This is a genomic window from Arthrobacter cheniae (assembly GCF_003602275.1).
Classification (GTDB): domain Bacteria; phylum Actinomycetota; class Actinomycetes; order Actinomycetales; family Micrococcaceae; genus Arthrobacter_D; species Arthrobacter_D cheniae.
Genome location: NZ_QZVT01000009.1, coordinates 1 through 17,982, shown reverse-complemented (window position 1 = coordinate 17,982; position 17,982 = coordinate 1). Strand labels below are relative to the sequence as shown.

At 66.0% G+C, this 17,982-nt stretch carries 16 protein-coding genes, 1 tRNA gene and 1 rRNA gene; 10 read left to right on the top strand and 8 right to left on the bottom strand.

What is annotated here, in order from left to right; all coding sequences use genetic code 11:
- Window positions 1-88: 88 nt before the first annotated feature.
- Both D6T63_RS15050 and D6T63_RS15045 read left to right on the top strand, forming a co-directional pair.
- Window positions 89-592 carry a metallophosphoesterase family protein gene (locus D6T63_RS15050; RefSeq protein ID WP_120149879.1) on the top strand — a complete coding sequence of 168 codons (504 nt, stop codon included), beginning with the start codon at window positions 89-91 and terminating at the stop codon, window positions 590-592.
- Between the two features lie 94 nt (window positions 593-686).
- Window positions 687-2,015 carry a multidrug effflux MFS transporter gene (locus D6T63_RS15045; RefSeq protein ID WP_120149878.1) on the top strand — a complete coding sequence of 443 codons (1,329 nt, stop codon included), beginning with the start codon at window positions 687-689 and terminating at the stop codon, window positions 2,013-2,015.
- Between the two features lie 9 nt (window positions 2,016-2,024).
- Here the strand turns inward: D6T63_RS15045 and D6T63_RS15040 are convergent, their stop codons facing one another.
- From D6T63_RS15040 to D6T63_RS15030, 3 genes are read right to left on the bottom strand one after another with little or no spacing between them, the layout of a single operon-like run.
- Window positions 2,025-3,533, bottom strand: a complete 1,509-nt coding sequence (locus D6T63_RS15040; protein ID WP_120149877.1) for an APC family permease — start codon at window positions 3,531-3,533, stop codon at window positions 2,025-2,027.
- On the bottom strand, window positions 3,530-4,711 hold the full coding sequence (locus tag D6T63_RS15035; RefSeq protein WP_120149972.1) for a glutathionylspermidine synthase family protein: 1,182 nt from the start codon (window positions 4,709-4,711) through the stop codon (window positions 3,530-3,532). The genes D6T63_RS15040 and D6T63_RS15035 overlap by 4 nt, the downstream gene beginning before the upstream one ends.
- A gap of 1 nt (window position 4,712) precedes the next feature.
- The gene (locus D6T63_RS15030; protein WP_120149876.1) at window positions 4,713-5,147 is read right to left on the bottom strand and encodes a tRNA-dihydrouridine synthase; all 435 of its coding nucleotides are present in this window, start codon (window positions 5,145-5,147) and stop codon (window positions 4,713-4,715) included.
- A gap of 299 nt (window positions 5,148-5,446) precedes the next feature.
- Between D6T63_RS15030 and D6T63_RS15025 the strand changes: the two genes are divergently transcribed.
- The 4 genes from D6T63_RS15025 (at window position 5,447) to D6T63_RS15010 (ending at window position 9,415) form a co-directional block, all read left to right on the top strand.
- Window positions 5,447-6,544, top strand: coding sequence for an alpha/beta fold hydrolase (locus tag D6T63_RS15025; protein WP_120149875.1), 1,098 nt, complete (start codon window positions 5,447-5,449; stop codon window positions 6,542-6,544).
- A gap of 135 nt (window positions 6,545-6,679) precedes the next feature.
- The gene (locus tag D6T63_RS15020; RefSeq protein WP_235830781.1) at window positions 6,680-7,879 is read left to right on the top strand and encodes a glycerophosphodiester phosphodiesterase family protein; all 1,200 of its coding nucleotides are present in this window, start codon (window positions 6,680-6,682) and stop codon (window positions 7,877-7,879) included.
- Between the two features lie 247 nt (window positions 7,880-8,126).
- Window positions 8,127-8,489 carry an ArsR/SmtB family transcription factor gene (locus D6T63_RS15015; protein WP_182977032.1) on the top strand — a complete coding sequence of 121 codons (363 nt, stop codon included), beginning with the start codon at window positions 8,127-8,129 and terminating at the stop codon, window positions 8,487-8,489.
- Window positions 8,486-9,415 carry a cation transporter gene (locus D6T63_RS15010; RefSeq protein WP_120149971.1) on the top strand — a complete coding sequence of 310 codons (930 nt, stop codon included), beginning with the start codon at window positions 8,486-8,488 and terminating at the stop codon, window positions 9,413-9,415. The genes D6T63_RS15015 and D6T63_RS15010 overlap by 4 nt, the downstream gene beginning before the upstream one ends.
- 149 nt (window positions 9,416-9,564) lie before the next feature.
- On the opposite strand, the gene D6T63_RS15005 is transcribed toward D6T63_RS15010, so the two are convergent.
- Window positions 9,565-9,638 (bottom strand) — tRNA-Thr (locus tag D6T63_RS15005).
- Between the two features lie 202 nt (window positions 9,639-9,840).
- Here D6T63_RS15005 and D6T63_RS15000 point away from each other — a divergent pair.
- From D6T63_RS15000 to D6T63_RS14985, 4 genes are all read left to right on the top strand, one after another.
- Window positions 9,841-11,340 (top strand): alpha,alpha-trehalose-phosphate synthase (UDP-forming), encoded by a 1,500-nt coding sequence (locus D6T63_RS15000; RefSeq protein ID WP_120149873.1) that lies wholly within the window; start codon window positions 9,841-9,843, stop codon window positions 11,338-11,340.
- Entirely contained in the window at window positions 11,330-12,109 is a 780-nt protein-coding gene (gene otsB, locus D6T63_RS14995; protein WP_120149872.1) for a trehalose-phosphatase, read from the top strand. Before D6T63_RS15000 ends, otsB begins: the two co-directional genes overlap by 11 nt.
- 132 nt (window positions 12,110-12,241) lie before the next feature.
- A complete protein-coding gene (locus tag D6T63_RS14990) occupies window positions 12,242-13,330 on the top strand; it encodes an ABC transporter ATP-binding protein (RefSeq protein WP_120149871.1) in 1,089 nt (362 codons plus the stop codon).
- Window positions 13,331-13,472: 142 nt separating this feature from the next.
- Entirely contained in the window at window positions 13,473-14,834 is a 1,362-nt protein-coding gene (locus tag D6T63_RS14985) for a DUF4032 domain-containing protein (protein ID WP_120149870.1), read from the top strand.
- A gap of 60 nt (window positions 14,835-14,894) precedes the next feature.
- Here D6T63_RS14985 and D6T63_RS14980 read toward each other — a convergent pair whose 3' ends face one another.
- From D6T63_RS14980 to rrf, 4 genes are all read right to left on the bottom strand, one after another.
- Window positions 14,895-15,380, bottom strand: coding sequence for a DUF4190 domain-containing protein (locus tag D6T63_RS14980; RefSeq protein ID WP_147394391.1), 486 nt, complete (start codon window positions 15,378-15,380; stop codon window positions 14,895-14,897).
- Between the two features lie 100 nt (window positions 15,381-15,480).
- On the bottom strand, window positions 15,481-16,851 hold the full coding sequence (locus D6T63_RS14975; protein WP_120149868.1) for an FAD-binding oxidoreductase: 1,371 nt from the start codon (window positions 16,849-16,851) through the stop codon (window positions 15,481-15,483).
- Window positions 16,848-17,378 carry an SRPBCC family protein gene (locus D6T63_RS14970; protein ID WP_147394390.1) on the bottom strand — a complete coding sequence of 177 codons (531 nt, stop codon included), beginning with the start codon at window positions 17,376-17,378 and terminating at the stop codon, window positions 16,848-16,850. The genes D6T63_RS14975 and D6T63_RS14970 overlap by 4 nt, the downstream gene beginning before the upstream one ends.
- Before the next feature lie 251 nt (window positions 17,379-17,629).
- Window positions 17,630-17,746 (bottom strand): 5S ribosomal RNA (gene rrf / locus D6T63_RS14965).
- Between the last annotated feature and the right edge of the window lie 236 nt (window positions 17,747-17,982).

Below are 17,982 nucleotides of genomic sequence, written 5' to 3'. Positions count from 1 at the left end.
TGCTTACGAAAATGATGCCACAGGGTTCCCGCCTTGTCACGGGGTGGGCCGGCGCGGAAGTGCACCATCGCCGCAGGACAATGGTTCCATGCCCCTTTCGCTGACGATCCTGGCCGATACCCACCTGCCGAAGCGCGCGAAGGTCCTGCCAGCGGAGGTATGGGCCGCAGTCGAGTCATCGGACGTCGTCGTGCACGCCGGGGACTGGACCGAGGTGCCGTTGCTCGATGAACTCGAGGTCCGCGCGCGCCGCCTGATCGCCTGCTACGGCAACAACGACGGCCCTGATCTCCGCAGGCGCCTACCTCTGGTCGCGACGGCGGAGCTCGACGGCGTGCGCCTCGCCGTCGTGCATGAGGCGGGCCAGAAGCAAGGCCGGGAGGGCCGCATGGCAGCGCTCTATCCCGATGTCGACGTCCTCGTGTTCGGGCACAGCCACATCCCGTGGGATACCCGTGCACCGTCGGGGCTCCGGCTCCTCAATCCCGGCTCCCCCACGGATCGCCGGCAGCAGCCGTCCTGCACCTTCATGACAGCGGTTCTCGAGGCAGGTGCACTGGAGGTGTCGACGCACAGTCTGCCGGCGCGCTAGCCCGGCTGCGATCCCCTGTCCAGAGGCCCGGTCAAGTGGGAATGCTTGCCCGTGCACCTGTTCGGTCAGTCAACAATCTGCCTAGGGTTTCAGGATGAGCATGACGAAGACCGGCGGCAGGACCGCCCCCTCCAGGCGTTCGAGCATCAAGTGGATCCTGATGCTCGGCGCCCTCGCCGCACTCCCGGCGATCACCACCGATATGTACCTTCCGTCCCTGCCTGTCGTCGCCGAGGATTTGGACACCACGCAGGCTGCGGCGCAGTTCACGATGTCGGGAATGCTCATCGGTGCCGGTGTCGGCCAGCTCGTGATAGGGCCCTTCTCCGACCGGTTCGGTCGCCGCCTTCCCCTGCTCATAGGCATCTCCCTGCATGTCGTAACCTCCCTCCTCTGCTCGCTCACCCCCGATATCGGCACCCTGATCGGGCTGCGGGTCTGCCAGGGGTTCTTCAACGCGGCCGCATCCGTGGTGGCCATCGCCGTCATCCGTGACCGCTTCGTGGGGTCGGACGCGGCCCGCCTGCTGTCCCGCCTGATGCTGGTCATCGGCGTGGCCCCGCTCTTCGCCCCGACGGTGGGGCAGGCTATCGCCGGGGTGTGGCAATGGCGGGCCGTCTTCTACGCGCTCGCCCTCATCGGCCTCTTCCTCGTCCTGATCGTGTGGCGCTTCATGCCCGAATCCCTCCCCCGGGAGCAGCGCCGCCCTGGCAACCCGCACCGGGTGGCGGGGAATTACGCATCCCTGCTCCGCGACCGGCACTTCATGGCCCTCGCCGTCATCCCCGGCCTCGGGCTCGCCGTGATCATGAGCTACGTCGTGGGTTCACCCTTCGTGTTCCAGGATCAGTACGGCCTCAGCCAGGGGCAGTTCGCCGTCGTCTTCGCCATCAACGGCGCAGCGATCGTCGGGTCCGCCCAGCTCAATGCCGCCCTCGTGCGCCGCGCGGCTCCGATCAGGGTGCTCCGCGTCGCCGTGATCGTACAGATGGGCTGCGCCCTCATCCTGCTCGCCATCGTCCTGACGGGCTTCGGCGGGATCGTCGGGCTGGTGGCCGGGTTGTGGCTGGTCCTCGGCACGCAGGGCATGATTCCCGCCAACGCCTCCGTACTCGCCCTGCACAACTACGGGCACATGGCCGGAACAGCCGCGGCTGTCATCGGAGCCCTGCAGTCCGGTGTGGCAGGGCTGGTCAGCCCTTTCGTGGGCTTGCTCGGAGGCGATTCGGTGGCAATGGTGTGCGTCATGCTGGCCGCAGTATCACTGACGCTGCTGGTCCTTGCGACAGCGACACCCGCCTACCGGAAGGGCGGTTGGCGGGAACGGGACGGCATGGAGCCCGGGGCGACGACGACTGCCGGCGAGACCGAGGAGCGCGAGGCCGAGCAGGTCGAGGCACAGGGCCCCGACCAGCGGGGATGACCTCCCGTCTCAGCCGACTGTTCCCGGGTCTGCCGAGGCAGCCGCACGGACATCGGCGATCGCCTGATCCGCGCAGTCACGCCGTCGTCGGGAAGAGTAGTACAGGGCCATCAGGGCCACGCCGAGCAGGAGTGCTCCCACTCCGATCACGAACGTCCCGCCGATACCTCCGATGACCGTTCGCCCGTAGCCCGGGTCGAGCATGGCGACCGCTGACAGGACGAAGGCCGCCGTCATCAGGAGGCCTCCCAGCAGCGGCAGGATTCCCCGGAACACCAGGTTGCGGGTGCTCGAGCGCAGCGTGTGCCGGAAGTACCAGACGCACGCGAAGCCCGTGACGCCGTAGTAGAAAGCGATGAAGAGCCCGAGCGAAGCGATCGAGTCGGCCAGGACGTTCTCGCTGACGAGGGTCAGGACGACGTAGTAGGCGGACGCGGTCACGCCCATCAGGATCGTGGAGAAGGTCGGAGTGAGGTAGACGGAGTGCACCGTCGCGAAGCGGCGCGGGAGCGCTCCGTGGGCAGCCATCGCGAGCGTCCCGCGTGCCGTGGGCAGGATGGTCGTCTGGGTCGCGGCAATGGCCGACACGAGGACCGCGACGACAGCGATCCAGGCCCACGGACCGAGCGCGGCCTCGCTGATCGCGTAGAAGACGTCTGCGGCGTGCGCTTCGTTGCCGAGGCCGATCCCCTCGCTCCCCGTGCCTGCGAACATGATCACCAGCGCGCTCACCCCGGTGTAGGTGACGAGCAGCACCACCGACGAGATAATGGCGGCACGGCCCGGCGTGGTCCTCGGACTGCGCGTCTCCTCATTGAGCGCGAGGCAGGTGTCCCATCCCCAGTAGGCGAAGAGGGCGATCAGGACCCCGTACACCGCGGTCCCGAGGCTCCCTATGGCGAACGGGTTGAACCAGTCCGCGCTGATCCGTGTGGCATCGAACGCCTGTCCCGAGGCCAGGCGCCAGGCCAGGAAAGCCACGAACACCGCGAGCGCGACGTACTGGACGATGATCGTGACGCGCTGCATCTTCTCCCCGAGGTCGATGCCCCGATAGTTGGTCCAAGTCATGGCCGCGATGAACGCCACTCCGGTAGCGGTAACCAGCGCCGTGTTGGATGCAAGGCCCTCGTCCACCAGCAGCCACAGGTAGGTGCCGGCGATCTGGGCGAGGTTCGCGAGGACGACGATTCCCGACAGTGCGACACCCCACCCGCCGAGCCAGCCCGTGAACCGGCCGAAGGCGACCGAGGCCCAGATGAACGTGGTCCCGCAGTCCGGTAGCGCGTTGTTCAGCTCGCGGTACGCGAACGCGATGAACAGCATGGGCACGAAGGCGAGGATGAATGCTGCCGGCGCGTGGACCCCGACCGCGAGGACGACGAAACCGAGGGTAGCGGCCAGGGAGTAGACGGGCGCCGTCGAGGACAGGCCGATCGAGACGCTGCCTGCAAGCCCCAGGTCGTTCCGGGACAAGCCCTTGTCCCGGAGGATCGGGGAGGACGTACCCGCGGTCATGGTGCGCCCACCGGAGGGGCGGGAGCGTTGATGACGTTCGGGACGAAGCGGCAGAAGTAGTCGGTGACATAGCCGTCCGATTCGCGGATTCCCACGCCGACGCTCTCGCCGTCGACCACCCACGAACCGAGGACCGGCCGGTTGCCGTCCATCGACGGCAGCGGGTGCCAGGCCTGGTAGCACCAGCCCTCCGAGCCGTAGTCCCCGGGCTGCTCGAGCTCGATGCCGTAGGCATGAATACGGATGTTGTCCCCTTCGCGTCCGTGCAGCGGCTTCGCCACCCATTCGGACAGTTCACGTGGCGAGTCGAGATAGGCGGGCAGGAGGTTGGGGTGGTTCGGGTAGAGGTGCCAGAGAGCGGCGAGCAGGGCCTTGGTGGAGAGGAGCATCTTCCAGGCGGGTTCTATCCAGCGCGTCGACGTCGGCCAGGCGAGGATGTGCCTGCCGAACTCCTCCTTGATCATGAGCTCCCACGGGTACAGCTTGAACATGGTGGAAATGGGCTCGTCGTCGAGGTCGACGAAGAGCTTGCTGTCGGCGTCCCAGCCGATGTCGCCCATGTTGATGCCGACGGTGTTCCAGCCGCCCTGCATGGCGACGTCGCGCATGTAGGCGGCCGTCATCCAGTCCTCGCCGGACGTCTCGACCTCCGTATGGGCGACGTGCAGCGTGGTCAGCCCGGACGCCGCGTACAGCTTCTGCCAGGATGCGACGAGCGCTTCGTGGATGCCGTTCCACTGGTCGGACTCGGGCCGGACGTCCTGCAGCCAGTAGTACTGCGCGAGCGAGGCCTCGATGAGGCCTGTGGGGGTGTCCGCGTTGTACTCGAGCAGCTTCGCCGGGCCATAGCCGTCGTAGGCGAAGTCGAACCGGCCGTAGACGGCGGGGTCGGACTTCTCGAGGGACTCTGCCGCGAGCCGTAGTGCGTCCGCGCCGATGCCGATCGTGCCCATGGCTCCGGTGGCGAGATAACGGGCAGCGTTGAGGGACATCTCGTGCATCTCCTCGGTGACGGCTTCCAGCGTCTCCACTTCGCTCATCTCGAACTCGTAGTACGCCCCCTCGTTCCAGTATTCGATCGCCTCGCCGTCGGGCTTGATGGTCGTCGAGTAGATCAGGCCCACGCTCTCGATCTTCTGGCGCCAGTCCGGCCGCGGCGTCGAGGTGCGTCGTTTCACGTCATCCGCCCGTTCCGCCATTGCTGCTGCCGAAGCCGCCGCGCGAGACCGAGGAGGATCCGTCGGGTGTTACACCGGACCTCGACGTAGCACCGGGCGGTATGGAGTTCGTGCCTCCCGAGAGTCCGGAACCGACGGCCGGGATGCTACGGCTGTCCGAACCCATGGCCAGGAAGTACCAGCCGTACAGGCCCGAGGACACGCCTCGGTCGCTGCAGCGATCGTCCTCCGCCCGTTCCTGGGTAGTGCGGTCCTGGCACACCTTCGCGTAATCGGCATCGATGACCTCGCCGTCCGGCGAACACCCGGTCAGGAGTGCGCTCGAGAGCAGGGCCGTCACTCCGAGGGCGACGCTCGAGCTCCGGCGGAGGCGTGCACTACCTGCTGTTCCGCGAACGAGTGCCCTCGCGGCGGCCGGGGGGAGCTGGGGATCCATGTCTACCTTTCTACCGGGGCTGCCCGGCTGTGTCATCGTGCTGGCTGCTCGAGTTCCATCCACACCCTTGAGATATACCCCCTGGGGGTATATTCTCCTCGTGTGGTGGCATTGCACCCGTTCGGTTCGCAAGAAGCGCGACCGGTTCCCCGAGCGAACGTGCAGCGTCAACGCAGCGAAGACACAACACATCTGCGGGACCTCCCCTCCTTCTTCGGAAGTGATGTCGTTCGGCGAAAGGCCCGCCTTCGGGCGGGTTCCACCTTCATCCCAACACCCTTGAGTCTGGAAACGTCCCCATGCCACAGGTCAGCCGTCACCTACCGCACCCTGCGTCAGAACGAACAACCGTACGACGCCGGCGGCCACGGCGCGCGCTGAAGGTCACAGGCATCATCGCCCTTGCCGCGCTGGGAGTGACTCTTGCATCCACAGCAGGCAACTTCTTCCTGGAACAGCACGAGAAATCGAGCCTTGCCCCCTACGGCGAGCTCGTGGAGGTTGCCGACGGCGCGATGAACGTCTACCGGGCCGGCACCGAAGGTGCACAACCTCTTGTCCTGCTCAGTGGCCTGGGGACAACCGCGCCCGCGCTGGACTTCGCGCCCCTGATCCGGGAACTCGACTCCTTCGACGTCATCGTCATCGAAGGTTTCGGCTACGGCTACAGCGACTTGAGCGCACGGGAGCGGACCGTAGAGAACATCAGCACCGAGCTCCATGACGCCCTCTCCTCCCTTGCCCTCGGCCAGCCCTACGTTCTGGCAGGACATTCCATCGCCGGCTTCTACACCCTCGACTACGCGAACAGGTATCCCGACGAAGTTACCGCCGTTGTCGGCATTGACCCCACCGTGCCCTTGGCCAAGGCGGGCACAGCTTCCTCGACCGGCGGCGGCATCAATGCCGGCCGGATATTATCCGCAATCGGCTTGGTCCGAACCGTGGTCTGGATCGCCCCCAGCCTGGCGGACCCGTCGAGCGACGCCGACTTCACAGCGGCAGAACTCCAACACATGCGCACAATGACGAGCTGGAACTACGGTAACGCGGCGGTCGACGATGAAACCGCTCGAATGAGCAGCAATGCCGCAGCACTCGACGGAGTGACTTACCCCGACGACATGCCCGTTCTCGACCTCCTCTCCAGCGACAGCGTCGCCACTATTCCCAACTGGCTCGAGAAGCACGAGAACCAGCTCAAGAACGTCACTCACCACGAGATCGTCGAGCTCGAGGGCCCGCACTACCTGCACTGGACCCAATCGAAGGCCATGGCCGCGAAGATCACCGAATTCCTTCGTGAGCGCGCCATTCCTCAGGGCGATCCAGCTGCCCCAGGGGAACTAGGACCGTCTCCCCGCAACAGAGCGACGCCACAGACGGGTCGGTGGTGAATGCGGATAGGAGAAGAAGTCGGGGCTTTCATCAGCAGTTCACCCGGCGTTGACCGCATGGACTGCCGCAGCATGGACCGTCGAGCGAGGGACCAACACCACGTCCGAAAGGGACATCACCTTATGGCTTATCGCTTGACCAAGACTCTCGTCACTGCTGTTGCAGGGCTGACGCTCGCCACCATCGCGCCGGCCGGCGTCGCACACGCTGCGCCCGCCGAGCGGACGAACGAGGTACCTGTCCTGATCGGACACCGCGGAGCGTCTGGCACCGCACCGGAGAACACCGTCGCTGCCTTCAAGGACGGGCGTGCATCCGGAGCGGACTTCTTCGAGATCGACGTGCAACTGAGCTCCGACGGCGTTCCGTTCCTCTTCCACGACGACACGCCCGCCCGCACCACCGACGTCGAGGAGGTGTTTCCCGGCCGTGCGAACAACCCGGTCACCTCCTTCACCTGGGCGGAACTGCAACAGCTCGACGCCGGCTCCTACTTCAGTGACAAGTACGTAGGCGAGCGCATCCCTCATCTGGACGATGCCGCTCAGGTCGCGACGACGCAGACCGGTGTGTACATCGAGATCAAGTCACCCGTCTACTCGCCCGGGATCGAGCAGGTCGTTGCCGACGAACTGCGCAACGATCCGACGTGGAGCCGGCTGGTCGCAGCCGAAAAGATCCAGGTCCTCAGTTTCGATGAGGCGTCGAACCGTCGTTTCGCCGCTATCGCGCCGGAGATCGAGTTGCAGCAACTCACCGGTGTGGTGCCGACGCGCGCGGTCGTCGAGTCCTGGGCAACCTTCGCGGACTCCGTGGGCACGGACTACCGAGTGCTCACCCCGCAGAATGTTGCCGATGTCAAGGGCGCGGGTTTGATCCTCGGTGTGTACACGGTGAATTCACCCGAAGCAGTGCAGTATTCGCTGGACCTGGGAGTCGACGCGGTCACCACCGATTTCCCGATCGAGAATCAGCGCTTCCTCCAGGGCCAGCCGATGTTTCCCGGCGCCGGCGTCGAGGTCACCAGTTCGGTGAACAACCCCGCCGGGGACGACGTGCAGCCCGAGAACGGCGAGTACGTGCTGCTTCGCAACACCTCGGCAGCAAGCGTTGACGTGAGCGGGGCGATCATCCGCGATGCAGCCAGCAGCATCCTGACCGTCGGTGACGGCTACGTCCTGGCTCCAGGCGCCGAGTTGCGCGTCTACACCGGACCCGGAACCAACTCTGCGCAGGCCTACTACAACGGCGGCAGCGTTTCCGTGCTGAACAACGGCGGCGATTCGGTTGCGCTGTGGATCGGTACGCGACTGCAGGACGTCTTCGCGAACTAGTTCCTGCAGCGTCGGACTCCATGAGTGCCCGCCGGCTTGATCCGAGCCGGCGGGCACCATGGGGTGCGCATGACCAGTTATCGGAACAAGAGCAGTCGAGCGAATCCCGGCCCGACACTACCCATGCCGTGACGGCCCGGCACGCAGACGGGCGATGGCAGAGGATGAACTACACGCCGCCCGCTGACCTGATTGGTGAGCAACCGGAAGACTGACCGGTTCGCCACCACCCTCGGTACATGGGTCGATGTACCATCAAAGGGTGGAAATCATCACCCAGTCCTCCGTTCTGGCCCGGTTCGGCTACGCACTGTCGGACCCCACCCGGTCCCGGGTCCTGCTGGCCTTGCGGGAGGCGCCGTCCTACCCGGGTGACCTTGCCGAGATGGCAGGGGTGAGCAAGCAGAGCCTGTCCAACCACCTGACCTGCCTGCGCGGGTGCGGGCTGGTGGTCGCCGTCCCTGAGGGCCGGCGGGTTCGCTACGAGCTCGCCGACCGGAAGCTGGGCGATGCCCTCACCTCGCTCCTCGAGGTCGTGGCAGTCCGCGACCCCGAGTGCTGCTGCGCCACGACAAGTACCCACGTCGATGGAATGGCGTGCTGCTCATGAACACCCACACCTCATCGCACCGGGCGCAGGCAGCCCGGCGGGCGTCCACGGCTGAGCGGAGGGTGGTCCTGTCCCGCCGGATCCGGCTGTTGGTCGCGGCGACGATCACCTACAACGTCGTCGAAGCGGTCATCGCGATCAGTGCCGGTAGGATCGCGTCCTCGAGCGCCCTGATCGGTTTCGGCCTGGATTCCATCGTCGAGGTCCTCTCCGCTGCTGCCGTCGCCTGGCAGTTCGCCGGACGCGACCCCGAGGCGCGGGAGAAGACCGCGCTGCGCCTGATCGCGTTCTCCTTCTTCGGCCTCGCGGCGTTCGTGACCTTCGACGCCGTGCGGACCCTGCTCGGCGCCGGCGAAGCCCAGCACTCGTTGGTGGGCATCATCCTCGCCGCGGTCAGCCTCGCCGTCATGCCGTTCCTGTCCTGGGCCCAACGAAGGGCGGGACGCGAACTCGGCTCCCGGTCCGCCGTAGCCGATTCCAAGCAGACCCTGCTCTGCACCTACCTGTCCGGGGTCCTGCTCGTCGGACTGCTGCTCAACAGCACCCTCGGCTGGTCCTGGGCCGATCCGATAGCCGCACTGGTCATCGCCGCCGTCGCCATCAAGGAAGGCCTTGAGGCGTGGAAGGGCGACGCCTGCTGCGCGCCGACCTTCGGAACACCCGCAAACGACGGTAGCGCTGATACGTGCGGGGACATGCCGGCCAGCGGCATGGACTCCTGCTCCGGCACCGACACCACTGCAGAAGCGGTCACGCCAATGAGGAGCGCCTCCACGGAACCGGTTGCGTCGACGTTGCCGACCCGGCCCTCAGGAACCGGTACCACGGCAAGTACCCCAGCAGACCCTGACGTGGAGAAAGCCGCAACGTCCTGCGCCTGTTGCACACACGACCAGCGCGCCGCAGCAGGCCCGATCCTGCAATGATCGACGCGCTGCCTTGACACGGATCGGCATCATGCGCGACCTGGACTGCGACCCGTACGCGGAATGACCTCATCGCGCTCCCTGGAAACCGCCCGCAGCACGACAAAACCCTCCTGCTAGGTGTTTTGCCTAGTCAGGAGGGTTCGAAGAGCCTCCTGTCGGATTCGAACCGACGACCCCCGCTTTACAAGAGCGGTGCTCTGGCCAACTGAGCTAAGGAGGCGTGCTGGCCGGGCCAGCGGGCGTCGTCGTGCTCTGAACAAGAGCACTCTGAGCGCTCAATAAGGGTAGCCCAGCGCCGGCGTCGCGGAAAATCGGACTCCCCCTCGCACGTCGCCCACCACGCTCCCAGGTTGCACCAGCCGGCGACGACCGACCGCTGACGGTACAACCCGATAGAGTCGTCCGCAGACCGAACTACTGCGATGGAGCCAGTTTTGAGCGCAGCACAACCTTCCACCACACCGGGCGTGAACCCCTCGTTCCCGACCGACGGGCAGTTCGGCAATTTCGACTTCATCGTCGTCTCGAACCGGCTCGCCGTCGACCGCGTGGTGGACGAGCACGGTGAGAGCTCCTGGCGTCGCTCCCCGGGCGGCCTGGTGACGGCGCTTGCGCCCGTGATGGCCAAGGCCGACGGGGCCTGGGTAGGCTGGCACGGCGCCCCGGACGAAACCCTGGAACCCTTCGACGAATCCACCATGCACCTGGTTCCCGTGCCGCTCAGCGCTGAGGAGGTCGAGCTCTATTACGAGGGATTCTCGAACGCAACCCTCTGGCCGCTGTATCACGACGTCATCGCATCTCCCGAATTCCACCGCACCTGGTGGGATTCCTACCGCAAGGTCAACAAGCGCTTCGCGGAGGCGACAGCCTCGGTGGCCGCAGAGGGTGCCACGGTCTGGGTGCAGGACTACCAACTGCAACTCGTGCCGAAGATGCTGCGGCAGGCGCGTCCGGACCTGAAGATCGGTTTCTTCAACCACATCCCGTTCCCTCCGCTGGAGATCTACGCGCAACTCCCGTGGCGGAGGCAGGTGATCGAGGGGCTCCTTGGCGCGGATCTCATCGGTTTCCAGCGGCCGAGTGACGCGAGCAACTTCCTCCGCTGCGTCCGCCGGTTCAAGGGCTACACGATCAAGGCCCAGCAGGTGCAGGTACCGCAGGGTGACGACGGCGTCCCCGCCTACGTCTCTCGAGCCGAGGCATTCCCCATCTCCATCGACACCGCGTCCATCACGGAGTTGGCCGAGCGTCCCGACGTGATCGAGCGGTCCCGCGAGATCCGGCGTGAACTCGGCGATCCCCAGTACATCCTGCTCGGTGTCGACCGGCTCGACTACACCAAGGGCATCGGTCACCGGTTGAAGGCCTACGGGGAGCTGCTCGAGGACGGTGCGATCACCGTGGAGGATGCCGCGCTCATCCAGGTGGCGAGTCCGAGCCGCGAGCGCGTGGAGCAGTACCGCCTACTCCGTGAGGACATCGAGAGTGCCGTCGGCCGCATCAACGGCACGCACGACACCATGAAGAACACCGCTATCCGCTATCTCCACCACAGCTACCCCGTCGAGGAGATGGTGGCGCTCTATCTGGCCGCCGACGTCATGCTCGTCACGGCGCTCCGCGACGGCATGAACCTGGTGGCAAAGGAGTACGTCGCGGCTCGCACGGGCAACACAGGCATGCTCGTCCTCAGTGAATTCGCGGGTGCCGCGGACACCCTCCGCCAGGCGATCCTCGTCAATCCGCACGACATCGACGGCCTGAAGAGCGCCATCGTGTCCGCCATCAACATGCCGAAGACCGAGCGGATGCGGCGGATGCGGCTCATGCGGCGGCAGGTCGTCCATAACGACGTCGAGCGCTGGTCGCAGGCCTTCCTCGACGCCCTGCATCTCGAGAGCGCCGACCATGGCGCTTGAGGCGGACCTTCGTGCTGCACTGGAAGCCCTCGCCCGGACGCCCCACCTCCTGGTCGCGCTCGACTTCGACGGCACACTGGCGCCGCTGGTGGAGCGCGCCGAGGACGCGCGACCCCTTCCCGCCTCCGGGGCGGCACTCCGCGCACTGGCCGGTCTCCCCGACACGACGACGGCGCTGATCTCGGGCCGCGCGCTCGACAGCCTGCGCGCCGTCGCAAACCCGCCCGAGGTCACCATGATGATCGGCAGCCACGGCGCCGAGACCTGGACCGGGCCCGATGGTGATCCCCTCGCGCTGACACCTGCCCAGATGGATCTTCGCGCCCGTGCTATCGAGGTCGTCGAACGGATCGTGGCCGCGCACCCCGGGACCCGCATCGAGTTCAAGCCGGCCGGCGTCGTACTGCACACCAGGACCGCCGACGACGACGTCGCCCGGTCCGCCGTGGCCGCAGCGCGGACGGAACTCGCCCAGCTCGACGGCCTCAGCGTCACCGACGGCAAGCGGGTGCTCGAGACCTCGGTGGTCAAGGCGGACAAAGGCGAGGGGCTCGCTGTGCTGCGTGGAGCCTCCGGCGCGACGGCAGTCCTGTTCGCGGGCGACGACGTCACGGACGAACACGCCCAGCGGACCCTGGAACCAGGGGATATCGGCATCCGGATCGGCCCCGGCGAGACGGCCGCGGCCTTCACCGTCGCAACACCCGAGGCTTTCACAGAGGTGCTGGAGGAGCTGGTGTCCTTGCGTACGTCAGGTGCGCGCGGCTAGGGATCGTGTCATACTACGGGTGCGCGGCCATGGCCACCGGTACTGCTGGCGGGTCGCTCACCACAACTGAATAATCTTCCATTCACTACGGATCGTCGGGCACGTACCTGCCCGTGAAAAGGAACCAACACCATGGCAACGGTAACGTTTGACCAGGCCACGCGCCTGTACCCGGGCACCGAGAAGCCCGCCGTCGACAAGCTGAACATCGACATCGCGGACGGCGAATTCCTCGTCCTCGTCGGGCCCTCCGGTTGCGGAAAGTCCACCTCCCTGCGCATGCTCGCAGGACTCGAGGACGTCAACTCCGGACGCATCCTCATCGGTGACCGCGACGTCACGGATGTTCCCCCGAAGGATCGCGACATCGCGATGGTCTTCCAGAACTACGCCCTCTACCCTCACATGTCGGTCGCCGACAACATGGGCTTCGCGCTCAAGATCGCCGGCGTCTCGAAGGAGGAACGTGCCGAACGCGTCCGCGAGGCCGCGAAGCTCCTCGACCTCGAGGACTACCTCGACCGGAAGCCGAAGGCACTCTCCGGCGGCCAGCGCCAGCGCGTCGCCATGGGCCGCGCGATCGTGCGTAACCCTCAGGTCTTCCTCATGGACGAGCCCCTCTCCAACCTCGACGCGAAGCTCCGAGTGCAGACCCGCACCCAGATCGCCTCGCTGACCCGCCGCCTCGGGGTCACCACGGTCTACGTTACCCACGACCAGGTCGAGGCCATGACCATGGGTGACCGCGTCGCGGTCCTCAAGGACGGAATCCTCCAGCAGGTCGACACCCCCCGCAACCTGTACGAGCGGCCCAAGAATGTCTTCGTCGCCGGCTTCATCGGGTCTCCCGCCATGAACCTCCTCGAACTGCCCGTCACGGATGGCGGCGTCCTCTTCGGCGGCATCGTCTACCCGGTCCCCGGCAATGTCCTGGAGGCAGCGGTCGGCAACACCGTCACGCTCGGTGTCCGGCCCGAGGACCTGGTTCTCTCGGCCGCGGGCGAGGGCCTGCAGGTCGAGGTCGACGTCGTCGAGGAGCTCGGCGCTGATGCTTACATCTACGGCCACACCACGCTCGACGGCAAGAACCATGACATGGTCGTCCGCGTCGACGGCCGCCGCCCGCCGATGAAGGGTGACAGCGTGTACGTCCGCCCGGAGCAGGGTCACGTGCACCTGTTCGATACCACGAACGGACTCCGCCTGGCCGAGACGGTCTAGCTCCCTCACGGACTGCGCATCACGATCGAAGCGGTGGCGTCCGCCGGGCATCCTTATGGGGGCCCGGTGGACGCCACCGCTTCGTTAACGCCAACTACGCTTGATGCAGGACCCTTTTCCGCTCTGACCCGAAGGCAGCACCATGACCGAGACCTCTAACGCCCAATGGCATGACGAGCCGACAGACTACGCCCAGGCGGGCAAGCTGCCGCGACTGCGCTCCGCCTCCTCGGAGAGTCCGAACCTGGGCTCCCTGAACATCACTGCCGCTGCGACGGATCCCGAGTTGCTCGACCTTCCGTGGCATGTGGCTCTCGAGCAGTGGCCGGCCAGCGCCCTCGCTGCCCTGCCCCGCGGAATCTCCCGCCACATCGTGCGCTTCGCTCACCTGGGCGGTTCCGTCATCGCGGTGAAGGAGACCAGCGAGCACATCGCCCGCCACGAGTACCACATGCTGCGCAAGCTGCAGCGACTGGATGTGCCCTGCGTCGAACCCGTAGCCGTCATCTCCGGCCGCACCACACCCGAGGGCGATGAGCTCGATCCGGTCCTGGTCACGCGACACCTCAAGTTCTCCCTCCCGTACCGTGCCCTTTTTTCACAGACGCTGCGCCGCGACACCCTGACACGGTTGATCGATGCCCAGGCATTGCTCCTCGTCCGCCTCCACCTCATCGGGTTCTACTGGGGTGACGTCTCCCTCTCCAACACCCTCTTCCGCCGTGACGCGGGATCCTTCGCCGCCTACCTCGTGGACGCGGAGACCGGCGAACTGTATCCGGAACTGTCGACAGGACAGCGCGAGTACGACCTCGAGATCGCCCGCGTCAATATTGCCGGCGAACTGATGGACCTCGCCGAGGGCGGGCTCATCGAAGAGAAGGTGGACCCGCTCGCGACGAGTGAGCTGATCATGGACAGCTACCGCCGCCTGTGGACCGAGCTGACGGAGAAGGAATCCTTCGAGCTCGGGGAGCGCTGGCGGGTGGGCGCCCGCATCCGTCGGCTCAACGAACTGGGCTTCGACGTCGAGGAGTACGCGATCAAGACCGAGGCCAACGGCACACAGATCCAGCTGCAGCCCAAGGTCGTCGATGCCGGGCACCACAGCCGCCGCCTCCTGCGCCTGACCGGCCTGGACGCACAGGAGAACCAGGCGCGGCGCCTGCTCAACGATATGGACGCCTACCGGGCGGACAACAACCCGACGCTCGACGAGGAGTTCAGCGCCCACCTCTGGGTGAACGAAGTGTTCGAGCCTATCGTCCGGGCCGTGCCCCGTGAACTCGGCGGGAAGCTCGAGCCCGCGGAGGTGGTTCACGAGGTCCTGGAGCACCGGTGGTACATGTCCGAGCGTGAGGACAGGAACGTGCCGATGGCCGAGGCCGTGCAGTCCTACCTCGACGACGAACTGCGGCACCGACGCGACGAGGCCGAGATCATGCTGACTGCCGATTCCAGGACCATCGGCATCGATGAGGACTCGGGGTACGAGGACAACTAGGTCTTGAAAAAAGAGGAACCGGCAACCAATGGCTGCCGGTTCCTCTTCACATCCGAGGTGCTACGGACAGGTGATCGTCTGGCCCTGCACTGTGACGGTCTCACCGGAGGCAACACCCTCACAGGCCGTGGCGACTTCCTGGATGAGCGGTGCGGCTGCGGCAACGAGTCCGATGATCAGGATCAGACCGATGGTGAAGAGCACACCGATGATGATTCCGGCGAGGGCGAACCCGTTGCCCATTCCGGCCTTGCGGGACTTCACGAACGCCACGATGCTGATGATCAAGCCGACCGGGGCGATGAGGATGGCAAGGATGAATCCGACGATTCCCAATGTGCGGCCCGGGTTCTCCGCGGGTTGGCCCTGGTAGCCCTGCTGGCCGGGGTAGTTGTTCCCACCCTGCTGGCCGTAGGGCGACTGTCCCTGCTGGCCATAGGGACTTGGATTCTGCTGGCCGTAGGAGCCCGCATTCTGACCATACTGCGGCTGGTTCTGCTGGCCGTAGGGCGAGTTGCCCTGCGATCCTGGATTGTTGTCAGACATGCTGCTCCCCGAGGCGTGATGGACAGTGACGGTGATTTCCGGCATTTTCTTGAACATTATCACTGGGCGACGGCGTCCCTCCGACCCCCCGAGGCAACGATCAGGAGACGATCGCCTTTCCCGGATTGAGGATGCCGAGTGGATCGAAGACCTTCTTGATCTCTGCCTGGAGCCGGAGGACCTCAGGTGATTGCTCCCACGCGAGCCACCGCCGCTTGTACTGCCCGACGCCGTGCTCACCGGTAATGGTCCCGCCGAGATCGAGCGCACAGCGGATGGACTCATCGAGAGCCGCTTCCAACCGCTCCTGCGCCTCGGCTCCCTCACTTCGCTCGACCCAGAAGGTGGGGTGCAGATTGCCGTCCCCCGCGTGCGCCACCACCTTCAACTGCACGTTGTGGCGTTCCGCCATCGCCTCGAGTGCAGCGACGTAGTGCACCAGTTGCGACTTGGGCACGGCGACGTCCTCCCCCACCCGGTAGAGGTCGTCGACCTCATCGCCCCTGCTGTGCCGCCTCAGGTCGACCAGTCGATCCGCCTCCTCAGAATCCTCCTCGCTGACGCTTGCGCCCAATCCGACGAGCGCGGTCCGGATGGCTTCTGCCTCTGCTGCAGCGCCGTACCCGTCCGTCCTGACGAGGAGCAGGGAGCCGCCGCGGCTCCGGAGATCGGAACCATGCGCGCCGTCGAGTGCCTCGAGCGTCCTTCCGTCGAGGAGCTCGAGGATTGCCGGTTGCACCCGGGCACGGCCGATAGCAAGCACGCCGGCAGCGGCACGGGGAAAGTCCTCGAAGAAGGCGGCCAGGGTATGGACGGACCGCGGCAGGTAGCGGAGCCGCACGGTGATCCCCACGATGACGCCGAGTGTGCCCTCGGAACCCGTCATCAGCGCCGTGAGGTCATAGCCGGCAACCCCCTTGAAGGTCCGGTGTCCGGTGCTGATCAAGGTGCCGTCGGCCAGCACGACGTCGAGGGCCAGGACCGAGTCACGGGTGACACCGTACTTGGCGCACCGTAACCCGCCGGCGTTCGTGGCGACATTCCCGCCGATGGTCGACCACCGGTAACTGGCTGGATCCGGCGCATACATCAGTCCGTACTCGGCAACGGCATCGTTCAACTCGGTGTTGATGACCCCCGCTTCGACAACCGCGGTCTCGTCATCGGCGTTGATCTCCAGGATCCTGTTCATGCGCTCGAGCGAAAGGATGACACTGCCCGTCGTCGCGTGCGCACCCCCGGAGACTCCGGACCCCGCGCCACGGCTGACGATCGCTACGGCGTGACGGGTCGCCCAGCGCAGGAGCGCCTGGACGTCCGCGACGGTGTGAGCATGGACCACCGCGCCGGGAAGGACCGGCTCGAGCACCGGGCCCTGGTCCCGCGAGTACAGGGTCAGGTCGGCAGGGGCCGTCGACACACGACCCGGCAAGGCCGCGTCCAGTTCAGCAAGCGACGCCGCGTCGATCATGATCCCCCCATGAAGCGCCGGTACCGGCCCAAAGCGGATGGCCAGAACTCCCGATAGAAGTCGTACAGGTCCTGTGGGTCGCCGCTCGTCCAGCCACTGTGCGTCAGGTCCAGCGTGGCGCCGGAGATGCGGTCCGCATCCTCGACCGTCTGCACGCCGGGTGCGGAGCGGTGCCCCACCGAACTCTCGTCCGGTGTCATCTCCAAGCGGAGTTCCGTCGTCGAGTCAGAACCCGCGTGCCGCCACTTCAGTTCGAGCCAGTGCCCCGGCCTGGTATCGACAACCTCACCCCAGACATTCTCGTCATCCTGCGCTGACGTCTCGACCAGGGCGTTGTCCTCGAGGTCGAAGAAGCTTCCCTCTCCCCACCGGCTCAGCTCATCGGCAGGCCACCATAGATGGAGGTGCTCGGTCAGTCCGGCCCAGGCGTGATCGGCGGGAGCCGGCACCGTCACAGCCACTCGCAGGTCCTGCCTGTCACTCAACTCATCGTCAGCCTCGGGAGGGTGCGAGAACAATCCACTCATGGTCCGACATTACCGCTGAGGGGGAATGACCTCCTACCGCCGTCCCGACACCTGAAGCGGTCGAGTGCCTGCTTGGGCGACCCGCCTGGGACCGGGCTATCTGGGCGGCGGGCCGGCCGTGTGCGCTTGGAATGGCCTGGAGCATTGGGCCTAGCTGCCGCGGGCGGTGTGCTGGTGTGGCTGGTTGGCCGATGCGGCNCGTACGGAAGGCCCCGCACCTGGTGGTGTGGGGCCTTCCGTGTGTAATGGTTGTCCGGCGGTGTCCTACTCTCCCACACTCTCTCGGGTGCAGTACCATCGGCGCTGTGGGTCTTAGCTTCCGGGTTCGGAATGGGACCGGGCGTTTCCTCCACGCTATGACCGCCGTAACCCTTGCTACCAGGATCCCGGTACGCCCGCGGGTCCCCGTCTGCCCCTGTTGGGGTGGTGGGGGGTGTGTGCGGGTTTCGGGGTGGTAAATCTGTGGGGTTACATCAGTTATTCAGTTATTTCCGCAGGCTGTGCCCTTGTGAGGGTTGTGCCTGTGGTGGGGGTGGTTCCTGTTGTTGGTTGGGAACCGCATAGTGGACGCGTAGCATGCTTTGATCTTCACCCTCCCTGGTTC

What these genes read in the sequence shown, in the direction of transcription:
- D6T63_RS15030 (WP_120149876.1), bottom strand. Translation starts at nt 5,147, where the DNA reads ATGGATCCCCAGCTCCCCCCGGCCGCCGCGAGGGCACTCGTTCGCGGA.
- D6T63_RS15015 (WP_182977032.1), top strand. Translation starts at nt 8,127, where the DNA reads ATGTACCATCAAAGGGTGGAAATCATCACCCAGTCCTCCGTTCTGGCC.
- D6T63_RS15045 (WP_120149878.1), top strand. Translation starts at nt 687, where the DNA reads ATGAGCATGACGAAGACCGGCGGCAGGACCGCCCCCTCCAGGCGTTCG.
- D6T63_RS15000 (WP_120149873.1), top strand. Translation starts at nt 9,841, where the DNA reads ATGGAGCCAGTTTTGAGCGCAGCACAACCTTCCACCACACCGGGCGTG.
- D6T63_RS14970 (WP_147394390.1), bottom strand. Translation starts at nt 17,378, where the DNA reads ATGAGTGGATTGTTCTCGCACCCTCCCGAGGCTGACGATGAGTTGAGT.
- D6T63_RS14990 (WP_120149871.1), top strand. Translation starts at nt 12,242, where the DNA reads ATGGCAACGGTAACGTTTGACCAGGCCACGCGCCTGTACCCGGGCACC.
- D6T63_RS14980 (WP_147394391.1), bottom strand. Translation starts at nt 15,380, where the DNA reads ATGTCTGACAACAATCCAGGATCGCAGGGCAACTCGCCCTACGGCCAG.
- D6T63_RS14975 (WP_120149868.1), bottom strand. Translation starts at nt 16,851, where the DNA reads ATGATCGACGCGGCGTCGCTTGCTGAACTGGACGCGGCCTTGCCGGGT.
- D6T63_RS15040 (WP_120149877.1), bottom strand. Translation starts at nt 3,533, where the DNA reads ATGACCGCGGGTACGTCCTCCCCGATCCTCCGGGACAAGGGCTTGTCC.
- D6T63_RS15025 (WP_120149875.1), top strand. Translation starts at nt 5,447, where the DNA reads ATGCCACAGGTCAGCCGTCACCTACCGCACCCTGCGTCAGAACGAACA.
- D6T63_RS15010 (WP_120149971.1), top strand. Translation starts at nt 8,486, where the DNA reads ATGAACACCCACACCTCATCGCACCGGGCGCAGGCAGCCCGGCGGGCG.
- D6T63_RS14985 (WP_120149870.1), top strand. Translation starts at nt 13,473, where the DNA reads ATGACCGAGACCTCTAACGCCCAATGGCATGACGAGCCGACAGACTAC.
- D6T63_RS15050 (WP_120149879.1), top strand. Translation starts at nt 89, where the DNA reads ATGCCCCTTTCGCTGACGATCCTGGCCGATACCCACCTGCCGAAGCGC.
- otsB (WP_120149872.1), top strand. Translation starts at nt 11,330, where the DNA reads ATGGCGCTTGAGGCGGACCTTCGTGCTGCACTGGAAGCCCTCGCCCGG.